Raw genomic sequence first — 19,821 nt, 5'->3', positions numbered from 1 at the left:
CCAACAGGGGAAAGAGGGATTGCCCGGGTAATGCCGGCAGTTCAAGTGGGTCTCCCTCAACGCTAAGGGAATCGCTTGCCGCCGCGTCAATCCAGTTCAACAAACGCTGCAGCAACCAGGGCAAGCGTTCGGCCAGGTTGCGAGGTTCGTTCGACCAACTAGTACGATTGAAAACGCCGATAGGTTTTTCCAAGCATGGTTTGCCGAGCCTCCAGTGACGCGGTGGATACGCTTCGCCGTTGCAATCCTGATGAGGGAATGTAGCGGTGATACCGTGAGTAGCATCCGGATAAACGTGAGCTGTCTCCCCATTGGGGTTGTCCAGACCACCAGGTGCCAGATCGATTCGTTTGGCACAAAGTCGGTCGCCGGTACGGAAAGACGCGCGGAAAACCGTAGCGACCATTCTCCTTCTGGATGCAGCACCCAGCTGCTGTCTGTGTGGGTGCGTGCATCGCTGTTGATGGCATCGACGACAGACAACAGAACGTGGGGCGTTATCGCCTGAAGGGCAGTCAAGCGAACCGCTCAGTCTTGTTTGGCTGGGCAGAGTGGGTCGGTGCGGTAAAGCCGCCATTCGACCTGTCACCACCTTTTGGGCCGGGCAGCGGGAACTTGCTCCCCAACAAGTCTTTCCACAACTGACTGCTCTCCCGGGCATCTATGCTGTCGAGCGCTTTCCTGGCCAGCTTGGCTGCTTCGCATACTGCCGCGTAGAAGGCCTTGAAATCCTCTACCGGCAAGCGCGCGAGAACGTTGTGCTCTGGGACTCCGTGGTCGGCAAGTGTTGGGACTACATTGAGCAGGTCATAGTAGGACCAGGTATCCCTGAAGCTCTCCAAGGCCTGAACCAGGCCCGTTGCCATGGAAGTGGTACCGTCGGCCAAGACATGTCCAATCATGTGCTCCAGTGGGTAGCCTTTTGGGTACTTGGGAAGACTCTCTGCATTCTCTTGGCGCCACCACTTTATTGCCCGCACAAGGTTCACGTAGTGGCCGTTGCACGTTCGATTTTTTGCTGCCGTCCATTGGATCTGTGCGAGTGGGTGAGTGCGCCCCCACTTGCCGGCATCCCGATCCGGAAGAAACAGTGGGTGAGGCTTCCACTCCTCCTGAGGGGCGTCCTGAAAAAGCGTCGTGTTGCCGAGCAGGCCGCTAGGTGGTGTCCAACTGCGGTTCAGTCGCCAGCTGGCCTCCTCTTCGAGCGAGTTAGTGGTCAACACCGACTGCGACCGGTAGAGCTGTTCTAGGAGGCTGCGACGTGAACCGTCGGTGGGCAGAGCTGTGATTACCAGGTCGAGATCCACATAGGAAAGCTCAATCCCAAATGAGCGCCCCTGGGGTCGCCATTTTCCCTTGTAGTAGCGCTCCAGAAAGGGCTCGAAGAGATCCATGGCCTCCTTCGGTGTCAGTCGGTTGTAGTCCAGATTCGTCACCACCACGACATCGACGTCTGGACGTTTCTCTCCCAAGGGGCGGATGGCTGTTGACCTGCGAACGCTGCCTTGCAGGAAGGTGGCTACGACAATGTCCTTGAGTTTTTCATCGGACTCGAGCCGGCTCCGCAAGGTCTTCGAGCCGACTTTCCAATCTTCCTGCTGCGAGGTCGTTGGCCGAATTCCGGCAAGGAACTCCGCGAATTGAGGTTTGAGTTCCATATCATTGAACCTTGAAGGTGGGTGGTAGCTACCGTCGACGCGGCGGTTGAAATCGAATTCGTAGAAGACGCATGGGCCCATGGCTTCAACATGTTGACCCACGAAGAAATTGACCGCATTCGGCGCCGCGCTGAATACGTGGATTTGAGCTCCGAGTGGAACCCGAGCCTTGGCCACTGCCTTGGCAACGTCGTCCGCCAGGCGGGCGGCATGGGCTCCTCCAGCTACAGCGTTTTGGCCTGGCCCTTCTGCAGGAGTGATGTGCAAAATCTTGCCTATCGTCGGCTGCTTGGCAACGTAGTCCCGCACATCGTCCACAGCATCTCGAGATATGCTCAGCACGAGCGCAATGTCTGGACCAGCGTGGAGCTGTTCAACCGTGACAGCGGCCGCGCACTTGTCTTTGCCGTCATCTGCCCGCCAAACGGATGTCCCTGAGCGCCCCTTCTGAACGAGCTCAACCTCCATGCCGGATTTCAGCCCGAGGCATCGCCCTGCCAGGAATGCAATAGAGGTATGAACGTCCAGAAACAGTCGAATACGGCGTTCCGCTTGCTTTATTCGCGCCAGGAACGACTCAACCGCTGGTTGAATTGCAGATGCCCAATCCTCGCCTGGTCTGAGGTGACGGCCGTCAAAGTGCTGCAAGAGTGAAAGAGTGTTTTCCGGTAGCGCGTCTATTCGGTCGGTTGGACCATCTGTGAACGAGCGAAGGGCTATGTTGAGGCGATTCTCAGGAGTATCGGAACGAACCCAACCTTCCTCTTTGCAAAGGGTTTCGAACTGCTCACGCGTAAACTGGTACAGGCCTTTGCTCTTGAGAGACCTTGCAGCAGCGTCGAAGCGGAATTCTGAACTTTCATGGCAGCTGATCAGGCCAACTACTCGGAAGCGAAGGTTCACTTCTTCGCGTAGCTGAGTCAGGGATCGCTGGGCGGTGGCAATATGGAGTCCCTCCAACACCTTCTTCAGTTCGTCATCCGATGCGAGCTTGAGGTGTTCGCGCCACAGCTTACGAACCTTGCCCATTTTGCTGGTGTCCGTCTTGCCAACCGAGAGCTTGTCCAAGCGCAGGGAATAGTCCACGGCCGAAATGATCTCACCCAGTGGATCGTCATCTTTAACGCTGTCGATCGTAACGAGGTGAAAAGCAGAGTTCTGAGGGGCGTTCTCTTTTGCCTGCTTCAATCTTTCCAAGAGAGACACCGATTCGGCGCCTATGAAGGCCGGGTCGATGAGATCTGCGTAGCCGAATCGACCTGCGCCTGTGACATGAAACTTGATCTGGTGGTAGTCCACCGAGATGCGCACGGGGCCAGTGCTCGCCCGCGGCGGGTCATAGCGAATAATCACGTCGTCGAACGCTTTAGGGCCGTCAGCCTCGTAGGAGACCTCAATAACGTGCGACTGGTCCGGGTCCCTTAAGGCGGAGGCGTGAACCCAGAAGAAGCGAGCTTGATAGTCATGCCCGTGCCATCCAGCCAAAACCGCGTTTGCCATGCTCAATTCTTTATGTAGCTTAATGCCGAAAAGCTATCGCCTCTTCACGCTGGAATCAAGCAGGAACGATGGTGATGCGATCTCTTGATCGGCAGACGAGTAGATGCGAAACAATCGGAGACAGACCACGATATTGATGCTGGCGAGGAAAATCTAGAACTCACTCTGTTGGCAGCAAGTGACCGCTTTTGGCCGATTCTGTTGAAAAAGTAGCTCCCCTGTCAGGCCTGCGGCAAAATCTCTACATCGGCCAGCAGGGAAGCAGGGAAGCAGGGAAGCACGCAGCATGATGGGACAGTTATCGAGTGGGCAGGAACGGCTGTTTTACTCGTTCAACCTTGAAGATCGCATCCCAGCCAATCACCTTCTGCGCAGCATTGATCGGTGTCTCGATCTGAGCGACTTGCGCCATTACCTCGCTGATTTCTATAGCCCGATTGGGCGTCCTTCGATTGACCCTGAGCTGATGATCCGCATGCTGATCGTGGGCTATTGCTACGGTATTCGCTCCGAGCGGCGGCTGTGCGAAGAGACTCATTTGAACCTGGCGTATCGTTGGTTCTGCCGGTTGAGCCTTGAAGATGAAGTCCCCAATCACTGGACCTTTTCCAAAAATCGACAGGGCCGTTTTCGGGACAGCGATCTGTTTCGCTGGCTGTTCAATGAAGTGCTGCGTCGTTGCATGGACGCAGGCCTGGTCAAAGGTGAAGGCTTTGCCGTGGACGCCAGCATCATCAAGGCGGATGCCAGCCGGCAGCGCGGTGTACCGGGCGATGAACAGGTCAACTGGAGCGATCCTGCCCTGAGCACTCGCGCCGTGCGTGAGTATCTTGAGGCGCTCGATGAAAAGGCTCTGGCCGAAACGCTACCGAAACGTCTATTGCTGACTGATCCTCAAGCCCGCTGGACCGCTGCTCCAGGTGGCCCAGCGTTCTACGCTTACTCCACGAATTATCTGATCGATACCGAGCACGGTGTGATCATGGATGTGGAACCCACACCGGCCCATCGTACGGCCGAAGTCGAGAGCACCAAGATCATGATCGACCGGGTCGAGGCGCAGTTCGACATCAAGCCGGAACGCCTCATTGGCGACACCGCTTACGGTACAGCGCCGATGCTGGCCTGGATGGTGGAGGAAAAAGACATCGAGCCGCATGTGCCGGTGTGGGACAAAACCGAGCGCAAGAACGACAGTTTCTCGAGCACCGATTTCCACTGGAATGAAGAGGCTGAGGAATACCGCTGCCCAGCCGGCAATGCATTACGCAGCGAATGGCGAGCCTTCAAGAATGAGCGTTCGCACGTTACCAAAACCAACACCAACACCATCATCTTCCGATCCCGGCAGACCGACTGCGCGGCGTGTCCGATAAAAGCCAAGTGCTGCCCGAACACTTCGTTTCGCAAGATCGCTCGCAGCATCCATGAGGCTGCTCGTGATGTCGCTCGGCGCATTGCAGCAACGCCGGCGTATCAGCGCTCCCGCCACGAACGTAAAAAGGTCGAAATGTTGTTTGCTCACCTCAAGCGCATCCTGAAATTGGATCGCTTGCGACTACGAGGCATGAGTGGCGCGACCGATGAGTTCACGCTGGCCGCCGCGGTGCAGAACCTGCGGCGGCTGGCCAAATTTACCTCTCAAGGGCCACCAATCACGGGATAGGTGCGCCTGCACGAAGCAAAAAACCTCAAATTAACCCAATAACAGAGCAGCAAAGGTCAACGAAGAGCCGACAAACCACTCAATGTGGTGAGTAGGTTCTCCGGTGGTAGCAGTGCCTGAGTTCAGGCGAACTGAAAATCCGACTTTTTCAACAGAATCGGCCAGAAGCGGCCCTTCACGACCGGTGCGAGGAGGTCCCAGTCCCCATAGCCAATGCACCATGCGATTGTGTGTGTAGCTCCGCACGCACGGATCTGTGTGGGGGCAGGTCACTGCCATTCCTGCTGCGACCGGGTAGACGGCCGCTACCGTCGGGGGAAAAGGAACGTGAAAGCCTCAAAGGCTGTGGCTTGCGTAGTGAGAGGGAAGTCGTTGAACAGTGAAGTAGGCTCTCATGACTTTGGCGAATAAAAAAGCTCGTAGCAACAAGCTACACCTCACTGTTCCATATGCGAGATGGAGAGGTCTAATTCAGCGGCTACCAATACCCGCGCTCGACGACTAGGGTTATCCCATCTGCTTAGCATACTCACCGGCATCTCTGGCGCTTTTTGATGTGCCTAACTTGCCACTTCTGAAAATCATCAACCTGAAGGGCCGTTCCATGAATAACAAAGCCATATTCGTACAAGCCGGCGGCGGCTATGACAAAGTCGTGATCGGTAAGAGCGACGCCGCAGCACCCAAGGCTGGAGAAATCACCGTACGGATGCGAGCCAACTCTCTTAATTATCACGATTTTGCTGTTATCAGCGGTTTAATGGGGCCGAGCGAGCTGCGCATTCCCATGGCCGATGGTGCTGGTGAAGTCATCGCAGTAGGTGAAGGTGTCGGTGAGTTCGTGGTGGGTGACGCAGTGGTAAGCACGTTCTTCCCTGACTGGTTGGATGGCAAACCAGGCGCTGTGGGCTTCTCTCGGGTTCCGGGTGATGGGCTTGATGGCTATGCCCGTGAGACGGTAACCGCTAGTGCGACATCTTTTACTCGTGCACCCACGGGATGGAGTCATGCTGAGGCGGCCACTCTGCCCACTGCGGGACTGGTCGCATGGCGTGCGCTTGTTGACGTAGGCCAAGTGAAGGCGGGTGACTTCGTGCTTGTGCAAGGCACTGGCGGGGTGTCTATTTTCGCTCTGCAGTTCGCCAAGATGCTCGGTGCTACCGTTATTGCCACCTCCTCAAACGATGCCAAGTTAGAGCACTTGCGCGCGCTCGGCGCCGACCACTTGATCAATTACCGCCAGGATTCGAACTGGGGCGAGACAGCCCTGCGGCTAACTGAGGGGCGTGGTGTAAACCTTGTGATAGAGGTTGGTGGTCCGTCCACACTGCAGCAGTCCATGGCCGCCGCATGTGTCGGTGGGCATATTGCGATAATCGGTATTCTGTCTGGTGTTAGCGTCGAGCTACCGGTTCTCGATGCACTGGTTAAGCAACTGCACCTACAGGCAGTATTGGTTGGCAGCCGACGGCAGCAGATGGATATGGTTCGCGCCATCGAGGCGAACAGCATGCGTCCTGTGATCGACAAACACTTCCCTTTGGAAAAAATGGTTGAGGCGTTTCGATACCAGGAGTCCAACCAGCATTTCGGCAAGATTGTGCTGGATATCTGAGTGAATCGGCCCGGCGCCTGTCACGAATACCGTTGATCATTACCCAGCTCTTCGCCTTCGGAGCCGAACTGACGCGGGATATGGTGCCCCTGAGTGGTCGCCAGGTTACTGTTTTTCGGCCTTCCAAGATGGCGCGAACCATTGGCCCGCTGAAAAATATCGGGCGCTCCTTTTGAAACCCGATGGTCGATGGTGCCCTCGGCTTCCTGTAGCAGGGGAATGACCAAGTAATCGGTCATGCCTTGCAAATAGTGGCAGAAGAGGGCGCTGCCGCCCATCGACAGATTGGATTCTTCCATGAGCCTTGTCAGGTGCTCGACGGCGTCGCCGCTGAAGCTCACAAAGTCTTTGGTACCGGCCATGTATTTACTGAGCCATCCACTGAGAGGGAAGGCGCCCGATTCGTGATGAAAGAACCCCCCGGCCTTACCTGTCTTGGCATTGTAGCTTTCGTTCAGCTGGTTCATTAGGTCTCTCGAGCCTGGCTATCGGCCAACTCAGCGTTACCGTACTGGACTCACTTCGACCCTGAAGGCTGGATCTGGACACCGTGCTGGATCTCAACCGATTCGACATCGAAGCCAAGCCCGGCAACATCGGCAAGCTCAAGACAGACGGTTGGGGATACACCGCATCACTGGAAGGCGGCTACCCCTTTGAAGTACGCAAAAATCTGTACATCGAACCGCAAGCGCAAATCATCTATAGCTACGTGGAGCTCGACGACAGCGATGACCTGGCCGCTGACGTGCGCATCGAGGACGTCGATTCGTTAATAGGGCGGCTCGGGGTGCGGATCGACAAGGACTGGTTCCGCGAAGACGATGATGGCAAAACCCGCCGCACCAACGGCTGGATACGGCCCTCCACTTATGTCATCGGCGTCCTTGGCGGACGATGTGGTTGACTGACTTTATTATTTGAGCGGCAAGCCCATAGTGCCACGAACTTTCGATCTGATGCTTGTCCAGCGTACGCAGCTTCTGCGGCAGGCCCCAGAGCAGTAGCGCCGCCGCGATCAAGCTAACCACACCGATAACATACAACGCCGGCGTAGTGCTGCCCGTAAGGTCCTTGATGCGCCCTACGATGATCGGGCTGACGATGCCGCCAAACTGACCAAGGGTGCTGATCAGCGCAATCCCGCCTGCCGCCCCGGCGCCCGCACCGGCCAGCAGCTTCGGCGGCAAGGTCCAGAAGGTCGGAATTGTGGTAATGATGCCGGTGCCCAGCAGGCTCAGAGCGACAATCAGGAAGGTGGTGTGGTCGGCAAAGATCCCCGCGCTGAAGAAGCCCACAGCACCGAGCGCTAACAGACCACTGACGAATTTGCGCCGTTCACCGCTGGCATCGGACAGCCGCCCAACCACGACCATGCTGATGGCGCCGCACACATAAGGGATAGCCGTGAGCAAGCCAATCATCACCGGGCTTTGGGGGCCGGCGCTGCAGATCAGTTGTGGCGCCCAGAAATTCAGGCCATAGGAGGCGACCTGGATCAGGAAGTAGATCAGCGCGAGAGTCAGGAAACCCGGAATGCGCAACGCTGCCAGCAATGAACTGCCACCCTTGTGTGGCTCATGCTGGGCAATGCGGCTCGACAACAAAGTCTTCTCCGCCGGCGTCCGCCATTGGACGTCTTCGATGCGGTCCTTGAGCAAGGTCAGCACCAAAAAGCCAAGACCGATGCAGGGCAAGCCGCTGAGCAGAAACAGCCAATGCCAATCGCGCATTTGCAGGACGCCGTCAAGGTGCTCCAGCACCAACCCGGAGAACGGCGCACCGACCAAGCCGGCGCAAGCCGAGGCGAGAAACAGCATCTAGGTGATGCGCCCGCGATAGTGCTGTGGGAACCACAGTGTCAGGTAATACAGCACACCAGGAGCGAAGCCCGCTTCCATCGCACCGATCACGAAGCGCAAGGCATAGAACTACCATTCGCTGTTGACGAAGACCATGGCCGCAGTGACCAGTCCCCAGGACATCATGATCCGGGCGATCCAGCGGCGGGCGCCGACCTTATACAGCATCATGTTGCTCGGGACTTCGAACAGCACGTAACCAACCGCGAACAACCCCGCGCCCAAACCATACGCGGTGTCACTCAGGCTGAGGTCGGTCTGCAACTGGAACTTGGCGAAGCTGATGTTGATACGGTCGAAAAACGCGAACAGGTAACAGACCATGATCAGCGGCATCAGTCGCTAGGCGATTTTGCTGACCAAGGCTTTTTCGGCGTCAACAATTGCGGCCGGGCTCGCGCCGGCCTCCAGGACATTAAGGCTCATCGAGTTTCTCCAGGCGGACTTCCCATGGGTGTCCGATTGTTTTTGTTGGCTGGTAATCAGTTGTGAAGTTCTGACGCTACAAACTCGACAGGTATTCCGGCGCCGGATGCAGATCACAGTTGCGGCCGGCCTTTGCCAATTGGACGGGTGGCTCATGGACTACGAATATTTGGCCCCAAACGGATGACGTTGACCGCTTTAGTTTCGAGTCCGCGGGTGGCTAGCCTTCACGCTCGAACAACCAGGGCTCCTGGCGTCGGCGAGCCTGTTCAAACTGGCGGATGAGTTCAGCGCTTTGCAGCGTTAGACCTACTACGTCGAGGCCGCGTAGCAGGCAGTCCTTGCGAAAGGGATCAATATCGAAATGATGCTCGCGACCATCCTGCTCGATCAGCAACTGTTGTTCGAGGTCGATGCGCAGGCTATAGCCGGGGTTACTTTCGACAGCGGCGAACAGCGAATCGATAACTTCTTCGTTGAGTACGATGGGTAGCAGGCCGTTCTTGAAGCAGTTCCCGTGGAAAATCTCGGCGAAGCTCGGTGCGATCAGCGCACGGATACCCCAGTCATGTAGCGCCATGGCGCGTGTTCGCGGCTAGAACCGCAGCCAAAGTTGGATCGTGCCAGAAGGATCTGTGCGCCTGCGAAGCGTGGTTGATTGAGTGAAAAGGCTAGGTTGAGCGCGCGCTGCGAGCAGTCCTGATACGGTTGTCCGTGATCCAGGTAACGCCACTCGTCAAACAGGAATGGACCGAAGCCAGTGCGCTCGATCATTTTCAAAAATTGCTTCGGCAAGATTGCATCGGTGTCGACATTGGCGCGGTCGATGGGAACAACCAGTGCGTTGAGATTGGTGAACATTTCCATGTCGGCTCCTAAAGTTCGCTGACGTCGACGAAGCACCCAGCGATGGCTGCGGCCGCAGCCATTGCTGGGCTTACCAGATGGGTACGCCCGCCCGGGCCCTGACGCCCTTCAAAATTGCGGTTGGAAGTGGATGCACAGCGCTCGCCTGGGTTAAGGCGGTCGTCGTTCATGCCAAGGCACATGGAGCAGCCGGCGTCGCGCCATTCGAATCCAGCATCGATGAAGATGCGATCAATACCTTCGGCCTCAGCCTGCAGCTTGATCAGCCCGGAGCCAGGTACGACCAGTGCCTGGGTGATGTTACTGGCGACCCGCTTGCCGAAGACGAGCGCGGCGGCGATGCGAAGGTCCTCTATTCGGGCATTTGTGCAGGAGCCGATAAATACTTTGTTCAGAGGGATATCGCGGATCGCCGTACCGGGTTCTAGGCTCATGTACTTTAGGGCCCGAGTCAGATCCCTGCGGATAAGTGCATCAGGTGCCGCTTCTGGATTCGGCACCTGGCCGTCGATGCTGCAGACCATTTCCGGTGAGGTTCCCCAGGTCACGTGCGGACGTACGCTTGCGGCATCCAGTTCTAGTTCAAGATCAAAGAGTGCAGCCGCATCGCTGTGTAGAGTGCGCCAGTAGACTTCAGCTGCATTCCAGTTTGCACCTTTCGGGGCTAGGGGACGGTCGCGCAAGTAGTCGAGGGTGGTCTGATCTACCGCGACCATGGCGCAGCGCGCGCCTGCTTCGATGGCCAAGTTGCACAGGGTCATGCGCGCTTCCATGCTCATCCTGGCGACCGTATCGCCGATGAACTCTATGGCGTATCCAGTGGCTCCCGCGGTTCCGATTTTAGCGATCAGTGCGAGGGCAAGATCCTTTGAAGAAACATGGCGGGAAAGACCTCCGTTGATGTTCACCCGCAAGGTCTTGAGTTTCTTGATCAGCAGACACTGAGTAGCTAATACATGCTCGATCTCGGAGGTTCCAATGCCGAAGGCAAGAGCCGCAAAAGCACCGTGGGTGGTGGTGTGCGAGTCGCCGCAGACAATGCTCATGCCCGGCAGTGTGGCTCCCTGTTCCGGACCGATGACGTGGAGGATGCCTTGACGCGTGTCGGCCATGGCGAATTGGGTGAGGCCAAATTCGGCGCAGTTGCGGTCAAGAGCCTCTACCTGCTTGCGTGCTACTTCGTCAATGATGCCCTTGGCCCGATGGGAGGTTGGCACATTGTGGTCGGCAGTCGCGAGCACTGAGGCCGCACGCCACGGCTGCAGGTGATTAAGGCGTAGGCCATCGAAAGCCTGCGGGCTGGTCACTTCATTGATTAAGTGCAAGTCGACATAGAGTAGAGTGTGGCCTTCATCGGTTTCTAGCACGGCATGTCGTTGCCAGAGTTTTTCGAAAAGGGTGCGTGGAGGCATGTGCAAATCTCCTGTTATCCGTAGGCGTTCGATGGGGAATGGCTCGGCCATTTCCGTTTATCGAAGCTTGGAGAGTTTCTCGACATATAGGTCGGCGCTGCTGGTAGGTGCGTGGGTGCGCTGGCCAAGTTTCGGATGCTGGTCAGCGCGGGATGAGCACTGGTCACACACGCACACCCGCACTTTTTTTTCAGAGCACTTGGATGGTGAACTCACCTATCCCTTCACAACCAGCTCTTATCAAGTCCCCAGCGTTGACTTGGCTTACTCCTTCTGGAGTTCCTGTCAGAATCACATCGCCGGGATAAAGGGTATATACACTTGAGGCCAGTTCGATCAGCGGGCAATGCCAACTGTGAGAGCCGCGGTTGATGAGTGCTGACGGCACTCGCCATTCACCTCCAGCCATATGTCGAGGTGCTCAGGGTCAGCGACTTCATCTGCGGTGGTTAGCCAAGGTCCTATCACGGTATAACCGTCGGCAGACTTGCGGAAGCTGCGGTCCTCAGTACCACGTACAGACATGTCCAGGCCGATCGTATAGCCAGCAATGTATTCGAATGCTTCGGCAGCCGGGATGTTCTTGCCTGCACGGCCAATGACCACCGCTAACTCTACTTCATGGTCGTTACGACGATCACGCCAGCACAAGGGAATGCCATCGGCGGGACCAACCAGCGACGAGTTGGCCTTGAGGAACAGGCCGAGCTTCTCCACGGGTTTATCCAGACCGTTGAGTTGGACGTTGTGGAACCCGTGGTGCAGATTCGGGTCTTGCACGTCCTGCTCCACGTGCAGCCGGTAGTTTGCCGGCGCCGCCATGATCTTGCTCGGCGCGGTGATCAGGCTGTGCAGGCTGACCTCGTCCAGCGAGTAGCTGGGAGCACAGGCGCGGAGCTCGGCGGCTGCGGCGCGGAGCTCGTCCAGTCTGGCAATCAACGGATCGCCCGGCGAATAGGGCCAGGTGGGTGTGGCCAGCGACTCCAACGCCGGGGTGATATCGAACACGCGTGCGCCTTCGACCAGGCCAAGTCGATCATGATTGAAACGACAGATATGCATAGATACTTTCTCCTCTGTTGGGCTCAGGCCAGCGCTTCATGCCGGTAGTAGCGGGTCCAGCGCATCAGTTGTTCATCGCTCATGGCGAACAGAATGCTGTCGGCTCCAACCTGATGTTCCACCCGTGACCAGGCCGGTACGGCCAAAGTGTCGCCGAAACTCCAGTCGAAGGTGTTTTCGCCGATGATCGAGCGACCGTGGCCTTGCATCACCAGATAAACAGTGTTGGCGGTATGCCGATAAGGCCGGTTGCGCCAGCCGGCTGCCCACTGATGCACTTTGAGGGTCATGGTCGGCATGTCTGGTGCGGGTAGCACTATGGTCTTGCCGAAGTGCCCATCGCTGTCCGACGAGGCCTGTGCGAGGGCGGCCCGAGTATCGGCCCAGGAGAATCGCATAGGCGAGTTTGGGGTCTCATGCTGGATCGGTTCCCAGGCTTGTGGGTGCTCCTGGTAAACATGGGTTCCAACAGGTTCGTCAGCGGAATGTCCAGACCGTCGAACCAGTAGGCTTGCTCGTTACCCTCGTGGCCGTGGCCGTGCCAGCACCAGCCTGGGGTAAGCACGATGTCGCCGGTTTCCATGGGGTGTTTCTCGCCGTCGACTACCGAGTAGGAACCGTGTGATTCCAGTATCACGCGCAGTGCATGAGGAGCGTGGCGATGCGAGCGCGCCTTTTCTCCAGGGAGAATGGACTGGTAGGCGCAGATTAGGGTTCGCAGTGTGGCTGTGTCGTTGTCAGGGATGGGGTTGCGCATTACAAAGTTGCGCCGCTCGGCTTTGTCCGTGCCAATCAGGCGCCCGGCCGCCTGCATAGCGGCTTTGGCTGTGGCATAGCTCCAGTGGCTGGGGATGAAGGCTGATTTAGGTTCGGCCCACATCATCGGCTGTTCCCGCTCAATCCAGCCGGGGGTCATGTTGTGTTTCTCCATCGCAGCACAAAGCTCTTGCAGCGAATCCATCTGGCGCAGCGTGGCTGGGCTGGTCAAATTCAAAGTCATGTTGTACTCCTCGTTGTCACTGCGCTGGCCCGCAGTGCTGGTGCGGGCCAGCTAGGGCATTGGGCGCTAGCTGCAGGTGAAGCCGGCAACGCGGGCAATGAGGGACTCGGCCTTTTCCGGCACGCTGTCGCCACGCCAGGCGATATGTTGGTCCGGGCGGATCAATACCAGGCCGTTTTGGTACAGGTCTCGGGCCTCGGCGTTATCCAGCTTGAGCACCTTTAGAGGGATACCGCGGGCGCGGGCGGCCTCTTCAAGGGCGCGCGTGTCCTGGGTGTGGTCGAGTTTGAGGAGGGTGAATCCGCAAGGCGAGAGCAGGTCGAAGAGCGCTACCCCTCGCTGATCCACAGATGCGGTGCCCGAGCGCCAGGACGTGCATGCGGTACATAGTGGTGGGGATCGTCGACGGGCCCTTCGCCCGGCTCAGTGCAGACGATGGAGGAGTCCTTGTAATACATCCCGAAGTGGATGCCCGGGGCGTCGAATTCCTTCCAGGCCAGCTCCTGCAGGCGTTGGCCAAATTCGGCCCGGCAGGCATCACCCGCCGGGCCGCTGTCTTCCAGTGCCTGGGGCATACTGATGCGGCCAAAGAAGTCGGCGATCGAACGGGCAAAATTGGTGTTGCGATGGCCGATTGGCTTGCGCTCGGCTTCATAGGTGGCGAGCAGGTTGGGTCCGCCCCAGCCCAGGCAAGCGGCGGCGAGTTTCCAGCCGAGGTTGGCGGCGTCGTCCACCGAGGTGTTGTAACCCTGGCCTGAAGTTGGAGTGAAAAGGTGTGCTGCATCACCCGCAATGAAGATACGTCCTGCGCCGTAGTTTTTGGCCACCAGGGTGAATCCGGCTGTCCATTCGGCTACACCGATGATCTCGTAGGGGAAGTCGCCGCCAGTTGTCAGGGCAATCGACTCGTGGCCGTACTCGAGTGAGCTTTGTGCGCCCTTTGGCAGCTGGGTATGGAGGACGAACTCGCCCTTGCCATCGACCGCGATCATGATGCCGAAACGTTGTGGATTCATCGCCCAGTACTGCCAGGCTACGCCGCCAGGTACTACGTCGTAGAACGCCGGTGCACGCACATAGGTGGCTTGCATGCGCCCGCCAAGAAAGTCACGGTCTTCCGAACCGGTACCTTCGTAGCGAATGCCGAGAGCTTCTCGTACCAGGCTACGCGGACCGTCACAGCCGACCGCGTAGTCGGCCTCGAACTCGCATAGCTCGCCGCTGGCTGGGTCGCGGGCGAACAGACGTGCGCAGGTGCTGTCCTGCGAGATGCTCTCGACTTTCCAGCCGAAGCGAATGTCTACTCCCGGCAAGCTTTCGGCGTGCTGCTTGAGGACTGGCTCGATAAACATCTCCTGACCTCGGTGCAGAGGCTCGGGGGTTGGCCAGCGCCGGTCGCCGGCATGGCGGTTGGCCAGGGCGTCGCGCCGGCTCGGCCAATGCAGGCGAGCGATCTCGTGCGAGGCGTAGCGAGTGTGGTAGGAAACGTCCGGCGGGTAATCGTCGGGCAGTCCCAGGGTGCGGATCTCTTCGGCAACGCCGAGACGGCGATAGTGCTCCATGGTGCGCGAGGTGGACGCGTTGGCTTTAGGGAAGGTCGGGGTGTCGGGTCTTCTTCGAAAAGAATGCAAGGTACTCCCCACCGCCCCAATTCCAATGCCAGTACCAGACCGGCTGGGCCACCACCAACAATTAACACCCGCGTTTTTTCACTGCTCATCTTTGCACTCCTGCGGTGTCGCTGCACACCGACTTATCGCCTCCTGGTGGGGCGAGTATTTGCGGGAAGCCTTTCTGATTACAGCTCCCCCATCGGGAGGGCCAGCATCAGCAGGTGGCTCGGTTTTTTTTTCTTGTATGCCCGTCGAATTTCTTTGGTGAGCTTCTCAGTCTGCACTGAGCGGGTGAGCTCACCTTGAGAATTAGACTCGAATCGAATAGTACTGTCTCGAATCATTCTGTCAATAAATTATATTTTAAAGCTGCTTGCATATTTGGACGGGGCTAGCAGCTATGCGCTTCTGCGCCTGAATCCAGCAGGAATGGCAGATTTCGACCTGCGTTAAGGGCAAGTGATTGGTGTTGACAGGATCATTCGATGCAGTACTATTCGATTCGGTTCGAATATTTCAAGCGCAGCAAACGACTTCTCGATCAGCGCGCGAGTCAGTTGGTGAGGTTGCCGGACATGCGGGTTTCTGGATGCGCCGGTTTGAAAAAAACTAGAGAGCGAGGGGTAAGAAATGAGCGAGAAATTATCTTTGTGGGAAGCAGCTAAACGCGAGGTGGAGGACTATCAGTTTGTTGCCGGTGCCGAACTGCAGCCGAAGTGGGATGTGCCACAGGAGATCGCAATAAACGTGGCGGTATCTGGACGTTTCAACCCCGACGGTAGCAGTCACCCTACCTCCATAGAGGAGTACATCGAGGCTGCATCCAGCGTGATTGAAGCGGGCGCTTGTGGCGTTCATCTGGATTTTTCCATGGTGACTGACCATAAAGGACGCCGGCTTGATCGAGATATCCCGCCGGTGGAAGCCTATGGCACGGTGCTTGAACCTCTGCGCAAACGTTTCGGTTGGGATTTTGTGGCCAACCTGAATGTGCTCAACGGCAGTAGCTTCGAGATGTGCATGAGCCCGGTTCAGGCTGGAATGGCTGAGGTCGCGCCCTGTGCAGCAGGGCATCCGGATGCCTTCATGGTGCCTGCCGTGCAAACGTTGGAAGAGTGCGGGGTCAAGCCGGAAATCGTTATTCACAGTTCCGGCGAGATCGAACTGGCCAAGCGCAAGCTGATCGACACCGGGATTCTGAAAGGGCCTTTTAACTGGCTGATTCTCTACGGCTTGCCGTTCAATGTCGGGCGCACCTTGATTTCAGGAACATGGGTCACTGATGCACAGGATATGACCCAGCACCTGTTCATGATGGTCGACCAGATCCGCAAGATCGATCCCGGTGCGGTCATCGCCGTCTGTGCGGCGGGTCGCTCGACCCTGTACATGACTACCGTGGCAACCATGCTCGGATTGAACATCCGAGTGGGTACTGAAGACACCCCTTGGAAGTACCCCAATAGCGACGAACTGCTTGTCTCCAACCTGGAGATGTTCAGTATGGCGCGTGATATCGCCGGACTCTTGGGGCGTCGGCCAGCCTCGGCTGATGAGTACCGACGGATGATTGGTAAACCCGCACGAGGCTAAGCCTGCACAAGGCCACATCGAGTCCTGCCGGCTCGATGTGGCTCAGGGCATGCTTGATGGAGTAGTTCTGAACAGGAGATGTGATTGATCCGTAGTACTTGTTGAAGGTGTCCCACAGTGGGTGCAGCACCAACGACCCCAAAATTTGGAGGCGATATGACAATAATAAAAGAAGAGAATCGCAAAGAATCCTTGCTTGTCATGCGGACGTTCCGATTACCGTGCCTGCTGACCGCAGCCCTGACATTCACCGGAGCGGAGTCGGTACACGCTTTCGAGTTCAATACCGGCATTGAGGAGTTAACTACACGCTTGGACACTACGCTGAAGTATAGCGTTGCTCAGCGTCTGAATGCGCCGTCGTCAAAGCTCACGGAGGACGCCAACCTCGACGATGGTGATCGTAACTTTGACAAAGGAAGCCTGATTTCCAACCGTCTCGATGTCTTTTCCGAGTTCGATCTTAAATATCGCGATTATGGCTTTCGCCTGAGCGGGGCAGGGTGGTACGACAGCGTCTACAACGATTCAAACGATAACGACTCGCCGAACACGGTCAACAGTCGCTCGCATCAGAACGACCACTTTGCCAGTGGAACGGAGAAGTTGCATGGGCGCAAGGCTGAGCTGCTGGATGCCTTCGTTTTTGGCCGTAGTGAAATCGCAGAAATGCCGATCACCATGCGTGCCGGCAAGCACACGGTGCTGTACGGCGAGAGTCTGTTTTTCGGTAACAATGGCATTGCCGCAGCACAATCCCTGTGGACATCGTCAAGTTGCTCTCGTGCCAAATACCCAGTTTAAAGAACTGATTCGACCGGTTCAGCAATTTTCCGGCCAGATCCAGCTGCGTCCGAATCTCGCCATCGGTGCCTACTACCAGGTGCGCTGGGAACGTAGTCGCCTGCCCGGAGTGGGCAGTTACTTTTCCACCGCCGATATTCTTGATACGGGCGCGGAGGAGATTCTCGCGGCCCGAATACCATCATCCCTGGCGGCGAGCCATTGTTTTCGCAAAAACCTCGGATCTTAAGGCCAGGAATTCTGGACAAGGTGGTGTGCAGATCCGCTACCGCCCAGAGAACCTGGATGTGGAACTTGGTGCCTATGCGGTCAGTACCACGCCAAAGATCCACTCGTTTATGTTCGCCCGGGTGATGGTTTTAACCCAGTAAGCGGGCAGCTCGGTACTTACCAGTTGGTCTACCCGAGGACATCAAGGCCTATGGTCTCAGTCTATCAACGGCAGTTGGCGACACCAATGTCGGGGCCGAGGTCTCGCTGCGTGACGACATGCCGCTGGTCCCACGTGGTGGGTCGGTCGTGGTTCCCTCGGGTGGCGGCGAACAACGATGACAAAGCGTTGTACCCCGTCGGCAAGACTGCACATGCGCAAGTGTCGTGGGTCGCCTTGCTGTCTCCCGGCAGCTTTTGGGATGGCGGTAGTTTCATTGGTGAGATTGCCTGGAACCGGCTTCTCTCTGTGAGCAAGAACCGCGAGGCACTCGAACCCAGCGCTTCAAGGGATGCTTCTGCTCTGCGCATGGTCTTCGAGCCCTCGTATTACCAAGTGTTCAGTGGACTTGATGTGTCACTGCCGGTGGGGCTGGGCTACGGCATCTCTGGACGCTCTTCCGTGATCAACCCGGGTTCTCTGTGGAGCACGGCGGGGATATCAGCCTCGGGGTCAATACGACCTATCAGCGGGTCTGGAAAGTAGGCCTCAACTACACACATTTCTTGGTGGCGATGACGAGCTGTTGACGCCGGCCAATGCGCCGTGCAGTCCTATTCCTACAAGCAGTCGATGCGGGATCGGGATTTCATTGCGCTCACTGCACAGCACTCGTTTTAGCACCGCCCATGGAGGCGAAAATGAAGCAGTCCAGCAAGTACTTGATGGCAATGATTTGTGGTGCCCTTAGCTTTGCTCCACTAGCCCAGGCGGCAGTTTCCGCCGACGAGGCGGGCAAGCTGAAAACCACGCTGACCCCCTTTGGCGCCGAGCGCCAAGGTAACGCACAAGGCACCATTCCTGGCTGGGACGGTGGCTACAGCAAAGTACCCGCCGGCTATACCAGTGGTGATGCACGGCCAGATCCTTTCGCCGACGAGAAACCATTGTTCTCGATCAATGCGCAAAACATGGGCGAGCATGCCGATCAGCTGTCGGATGGGGTTAAGGCGTTGTTGCAGAAGTATCCGCAGAGCTATCGGCTAGATGTGTATCCCACGCATCGCACGGCGGCAGCACCGCAGTGGGTATACGACAATACCTTGGCTAACGCGACCCGCGCCCATACCACTGAGGGCGGCACGGGATCGAGGGTGCTTACGGTGGTATTCCCTTCCCGATTCCCCAGGATGGCTATGAGGCCATATGGAATCACAAGTTGGCCTGGGGCGGGGAGGCCACTTCCGTTAACGTTGCCAACTATATCGGCACGAGCGACGGCAAGTTGGTGCTGGCGGCCAAAGTTCACAATACCATGCAATTTCCCTATTACGACCCAAAGGGGACGCTGGAAAGTTTCAAGGGCAACAGCCAGTTGCTACGCGTGTTTATGACCGATCCACCGTTTAAGGCCGGCGAGCAGTTTCTCATCGTCGATTCACTGAACCGCCCGCGTAAGGCCTGGCAGTACTTGACCGGCCAGCGTCGTGTGCGTCAGGCCCCGACCCTGGCCTATGACACTCCGGACGATGTCAACTCGGGTTTGAACTACTACGACGAAGCCTTCGTCTTCTATGGCGCACTCGACCGTTTCAACTGGAAGCTGATCGGTAAAAAAGAACTGCTGATTCCTACAACAACAGCAAGTTCTTTCAGCACAGCACCAGCAAGGAGCAACAACTGATGCCTCATCACCTCAACCCGGACTCCGTGCGTTGGGAGCGCCACCGGGTCTGGGTGGTGGAGGCTGATCTGGCAACGGGCAAACGTCATCCAGTGGCCAAACGCCGTTACTACCTTGATGAAGACACCTGGTACGCAGTATTGGCCGATGGCTGGGATGCTCAAGGACAACTTTGGCGCACGCAGATGGCACTGCCATTTGTAGTTCCAGAGGGACCTTTGATAAACACCACTACGAGCTCGGTATATAACCTGTTGTCCGGCAGTTGGGTCTCGATGGCTAACACTGACTGGGAGAATCCTTCTTACAAGTACCACTTCAAGGTTCTCAAACCTGAGTCGCTGAGCTACTTCACACTGAGGCCTTGGCCGGTGAGGGTGTTCGCTGAAGTTCGTGGTAATGGGGCTGCGGTGCCTGATCGGTGCCGCGGCCGCCGGGTCTAGAATCGAAGGCAGGATATGCAATGAAAAATAAGAATGTGCTGAGTTTCGCCGCCATTGCGCTGGGACTGTTCTCCACCTTGATCAATGTTCAGGTTGCCTGGGCGCAGGAGGCAGTAGATGTGCTGGAGTATCCAGCAATGCCCAGTCAGCGTCTGCAGAGCGGGTCCTGTTGGCGATAACCACGCCGGGGCACGCGTGGTGGCGGTGGGCGAGCATGGCCTGGTGCTCTTATCCGACGATCAAGGG

General features: G+C 57.2%; 14 protein-coding genes and 6 pseudogenes. 9 read left to right on the top strand and 11 right to left on the bottom strand.

Annotated elements, in window-relative coordinates; translation table 11 throughout:
- Positions 1 to 515: 515 nt before the first annotated feature.
- Positions 516 to 3,158 (bottom strand): SAVED domain-containing protein, encoded by a 2,643-nt coding sequence (locus tag CES87_RS32640; RefSeq protein WP_218196327.1) that lies wholly within the window; start codon positions 3,156 to 3,158, stop codon positions 516 to 518.
- A 286-nt stretch (positions 3,159 to 3,444) separates the two neighbouring features.
- Between CES87_RS32640 and CES87_RS18355 the strand changes: the two genes are divergently transcribed.
- Positions 3,445 to 4,824 carry a transposase gene (locus tag CES87_RS18355; RefSeq protein ID WP_128607233.1) on the top strand — a complete coding sequence of 460 codons (1,380 nt, stop codon included), beginning with the start codon at positions 3,445 to 3,447 and terminating at the stop codon, positions 4,822 to 4,824.
- A gap of 604 nt (positions 4,825 to 5,428) precedes the next feature.
- On the top strand, positions 5,429 to 6,439 hold the full coding sequence (locus CES87_RS18350) for an NAD(P)-dependent alcohol dehydrogenase (protein WP_128607232.1): 1,011 nt from the start codon (positions 5,429 to 5,431) through the stop codon (positions 6,437 to 6,439).
- A gap of 194 nt (positions 6,440 to 6,633) precedes the next feature.
- On the opposite strand, the pseudogene CES87_RS33275 reads toward CES87_RS18350, so the two are convergent.
- Positions 6,634 to 6,944: pseudogene (locus tag CES87_RS33275) on the bottom strand (nucleoid-associated protein); the annotation flags it as partial.
- A gap of 45 nt (positions 6,945 to 6,989) precedes the next feature.
- Between CES87_RS33275 and CES87_RS18340 the strand changes: the two are divergent.
- Entirely contained in the window at positions 6,990 to 7,346 is a 357-nt protein-coding gene (locus CES87_RS18340) for an autotransporter domain-containing protein (RefSeq protein ID WP_256590966.1), read from the top strand.
- 55 nt (positions 7,347 to 7,401) lie between these two features.
- Here CES87_RS18340 and CES87_RS18335 read toward each other — a convergent pair.
- From CES87_RS18335 to CES87_RS32385, 9 genes and pseudogenes are all read right to left on the bottom strand, one after another.
- A pseudogene (locus CES87_RS18335) lies at positions 7,402 to 8,727 on the bottom strand (MFS transporter); the annotation flags it as partial.
- A gap of 220 nt (positions 8,728 to 8,947) precedes the next feature.
- Positions 8,948 to 9,594, bottom strand: a pseudogene (gene leuD / locus CES87_RS18330) (3-isopropylmalate dehydratase small subunit).
- Between the two features lie 8 nt (positions 9,595 to 9,602).
- Positions 9,603 to 11,006 (bottom strand): 3-isopropylmalate dehydratase large subunit, encoded by a 1,404-nt coding sequence (gene leuC, locus CES87_RS18325; RefSeq protein ID WP_128607229.1) that lies wholly within the window; start codon positions 11,004 to 11,006, stop codon positions 9,603 to 9,605.
- A 190-nt stretch (positions 11,007 to 11,196) separates the two neighbouring features.
- On the bottom strand, positions 11,197 to 11,415 hold the full coding sequence (locus CES87_RS34375; protein ID WP_371858225.1) for a fumarylacetoacetate hydrolase family protein: 219 nt from the start codon (positions 11,413 to 11,415) through the stop codon (positions 11,197 to 11,199).
- On the bottom strand, positions 11,343 to 12,068 hold the full coding sequence (locus CES87_RS18320; RefSeq protein ID WP_218196323.1) for a fumarylacetoacetate hydrolase family protein: 726 nt from the start codon (positions 12,066 to 12,068) through the stop codon (positions 11,343 to 11,345). Before CES87_RS18320 ends, CES87_RS34375 begins: the two co-directional genes overlap by 73 nt.
- 23 nt (positions 12,069 to 12,091) lie before the next feature.
- Complete coding sequence (locus CES87_RS32630; protein WP_218196320.1) at positions 12,092 to 12,358, bottom strand: hypothetical protein; 267 nt, start codon at positions 12,356 to 12,358, stop codon at positions 12,092 to 12,094.
- Positions 12,359 to 12,384: 26 nt separating this feature from the next.
- The gene (locus tag CES87_RS18315; protein WP_218196319.1) at positions 12,385 to 13,068 is read right to left on the bottom strand and encodes a cupin domain-containing protein; all 684 of its coding nucleotides are present in this window, start codon (positions 13,066 to 13,068) and stop codon (positions 12,385 to 12,387) included.
- A gap of 66 nt (positions 13,069 to 13,134) precedes the next feature.
- Positions 13,135 to 13,416, bottom strand: coding sequence for a hypothetical protein (locus CES87_RS18310; RefSeq protein ID WP_128607228.1), 282 nt, complete (start codon positions 13,414 to 13,416; stop codon positions 13,135 to 13,137).
- Positions 13,398 to 14,788, bottom strand: a pseudogene (locus CES87_RS32385) (FAD-dependent monooxygenase). The gene CES87_RS18310 and the pseudogene CES87_RS32385 overlap by 19 nt, the downstream one beginning before the upstream one ends.
- 523 nt (positions 14,789 to 15,311) lie before the next feature.
- Here CES87_RS32385 and CES87_RS18300 point away from each other — a divergent pair.
- The 6 genes and pseudogenes from CES87_RS18300 to CES87_RS34360 all read left to right on the top strand — a co-directional run bounded on the left by CES87_RS18300 (position 15,312) and on the right by CES87_RS34360 (position 19,575).
- On the top strand, positions 15,312 to 16,274 hold the full coding sequence (locus tag CES87_RS18300; protein ID WP_128607226.1) for a 3-keto-5-aminohexanoate cleavage protein: 963 nt from the start codon (positions 15,312 to 15,314) through the stop codon (positions 16,272 to 16,274).
- 117 nt (positions 16,275 to 16,391) lie between these two features.
- Entirely contained in the window at positions 16,392 to 17,078 is a 687-nt protein-coding gene (locus CES87_RS32625) for a DUF1302 domain-containing protein (protein WP_128607225.1), read from the top strand.
- Positions 17,059 to 17,307, top strand: a complete 249-nt coding sequence (locus CES87_RS34370) for a DUF1302 family protein (RefSeq protein ID WP_218196339.1) — start codon at positions 17,059 to 17,061, stop codon at positions 17,305 to 17,307. The genes CES87_RS32625 and CES87_RS34370 overlap by 20 nt, the downstream gene beginning before the upstream one ends.
- A 182-nt stretch (positions 17,308 to 17,489) precedes the next feature.
- Positions 17,490 to 17,534, top strand: a pseudogene (locus CES87_RS34365) (hypothetical protein); the annotation flags it as partial.
- A gap of 25 nt (positions 17,535 to 17,559) precedes the next feature.
- A complete protein-coding gene (locus tag CES87_RS32610; protein WP_218196315.1) occupies positions 17,560 to 17,994 on the top strand; it encodes a DUF1302 family protein in 435 nt (144 codons plus the stop codon).
- A gap of 53 nt (positions 17,995 to 18,047) precedes the next feature.
- Positions 18,048 to 19,575: pseudogene (locus CES87_RS34360) on the top strand (DUF1329 domain-containing protein).
- The last annotated feature ends 246 nt before the right edge of the window (positions 19,576 to 19,821 follow it).

The organism is Pseudomonas sp. ERMR1:02, assembly GCF_002277815.1.
GTDB lineage: Bacteria > Pseudomonadota > Gammaproteobacteria > Pseudomonadales > Pseudomonadaceae > Aquipseudomonas.
The sequence above is the reverse complement of the archived record's forward strand: the minus strand, read 5'-3'. Positions and strand labels throughout refer to the sequence as shown.

Bases quoted from the DNA above. Each gene is read 5' to 3' on its own strand.
- CES87_RS18355 (WP_128607233.1), top strand. From the start codon at position 3,445: ATGATGGGACAGTTATCGAGTGGGCAGGAACGGCTGTTTTACTCGTTC.
- leuC (WP_128607229.1), bottom strand. From the start codon at position 11,006: ATGCCTCCACGCACCCTTTTCGAAAAACTCTGGCAACGACATGCCGTG.
- CES87_RS32640 (WP_218196327.1), bottom strand. From the start codon at position 3,158: ATGGCAAACGCGGTTTTGGCTGGATGGCACGGGCATGACTATCAAGCT.
- CES87_RS18350 (WP_128607232.1), top strand. From the start codon at position 5,429: ATGAATAACAAAGCCATATTCGTACAAGCCGGCGGCGGCTATGACAAA.
- CES87_RS32630 (WP_218196320.1), bottom strand. From the start codon at position 12,358: ATGACCCTCAAAGTGCATCAGTGGGCAGCCGGCTGGCGCAACCGGCCT.
- CES87_RS18320 (WP_218196323.1), bottom strand. From the start codon at position 12,068: ATGCATATCTGTCGTTTCAATCATGATCGACTTGGCCTGGTCGAAGGC.
- CES87_RS34375 (WP_371858225.1), bottom strand. From the start codon at position 11,415: ATGGCTGGAGGTGAATGGCGAGTGCCGTCAGCACTCATCAACCGCGGC.
- CES87_RS18315 (WP_218196319.1), bottom strand. From the start codon at position 13,068: ATGACTTTGAATTTGACCAGCCCAGCCACGCTGCGCCAGATGGATTCG.
- CES87_RS18300 (WP_128607226.1), top strand. From the start codon at position 15,312: ATGAGCGAGAAATTATCTTTGTGGGAAGCAGCTAAACGCGAGGTGGAG.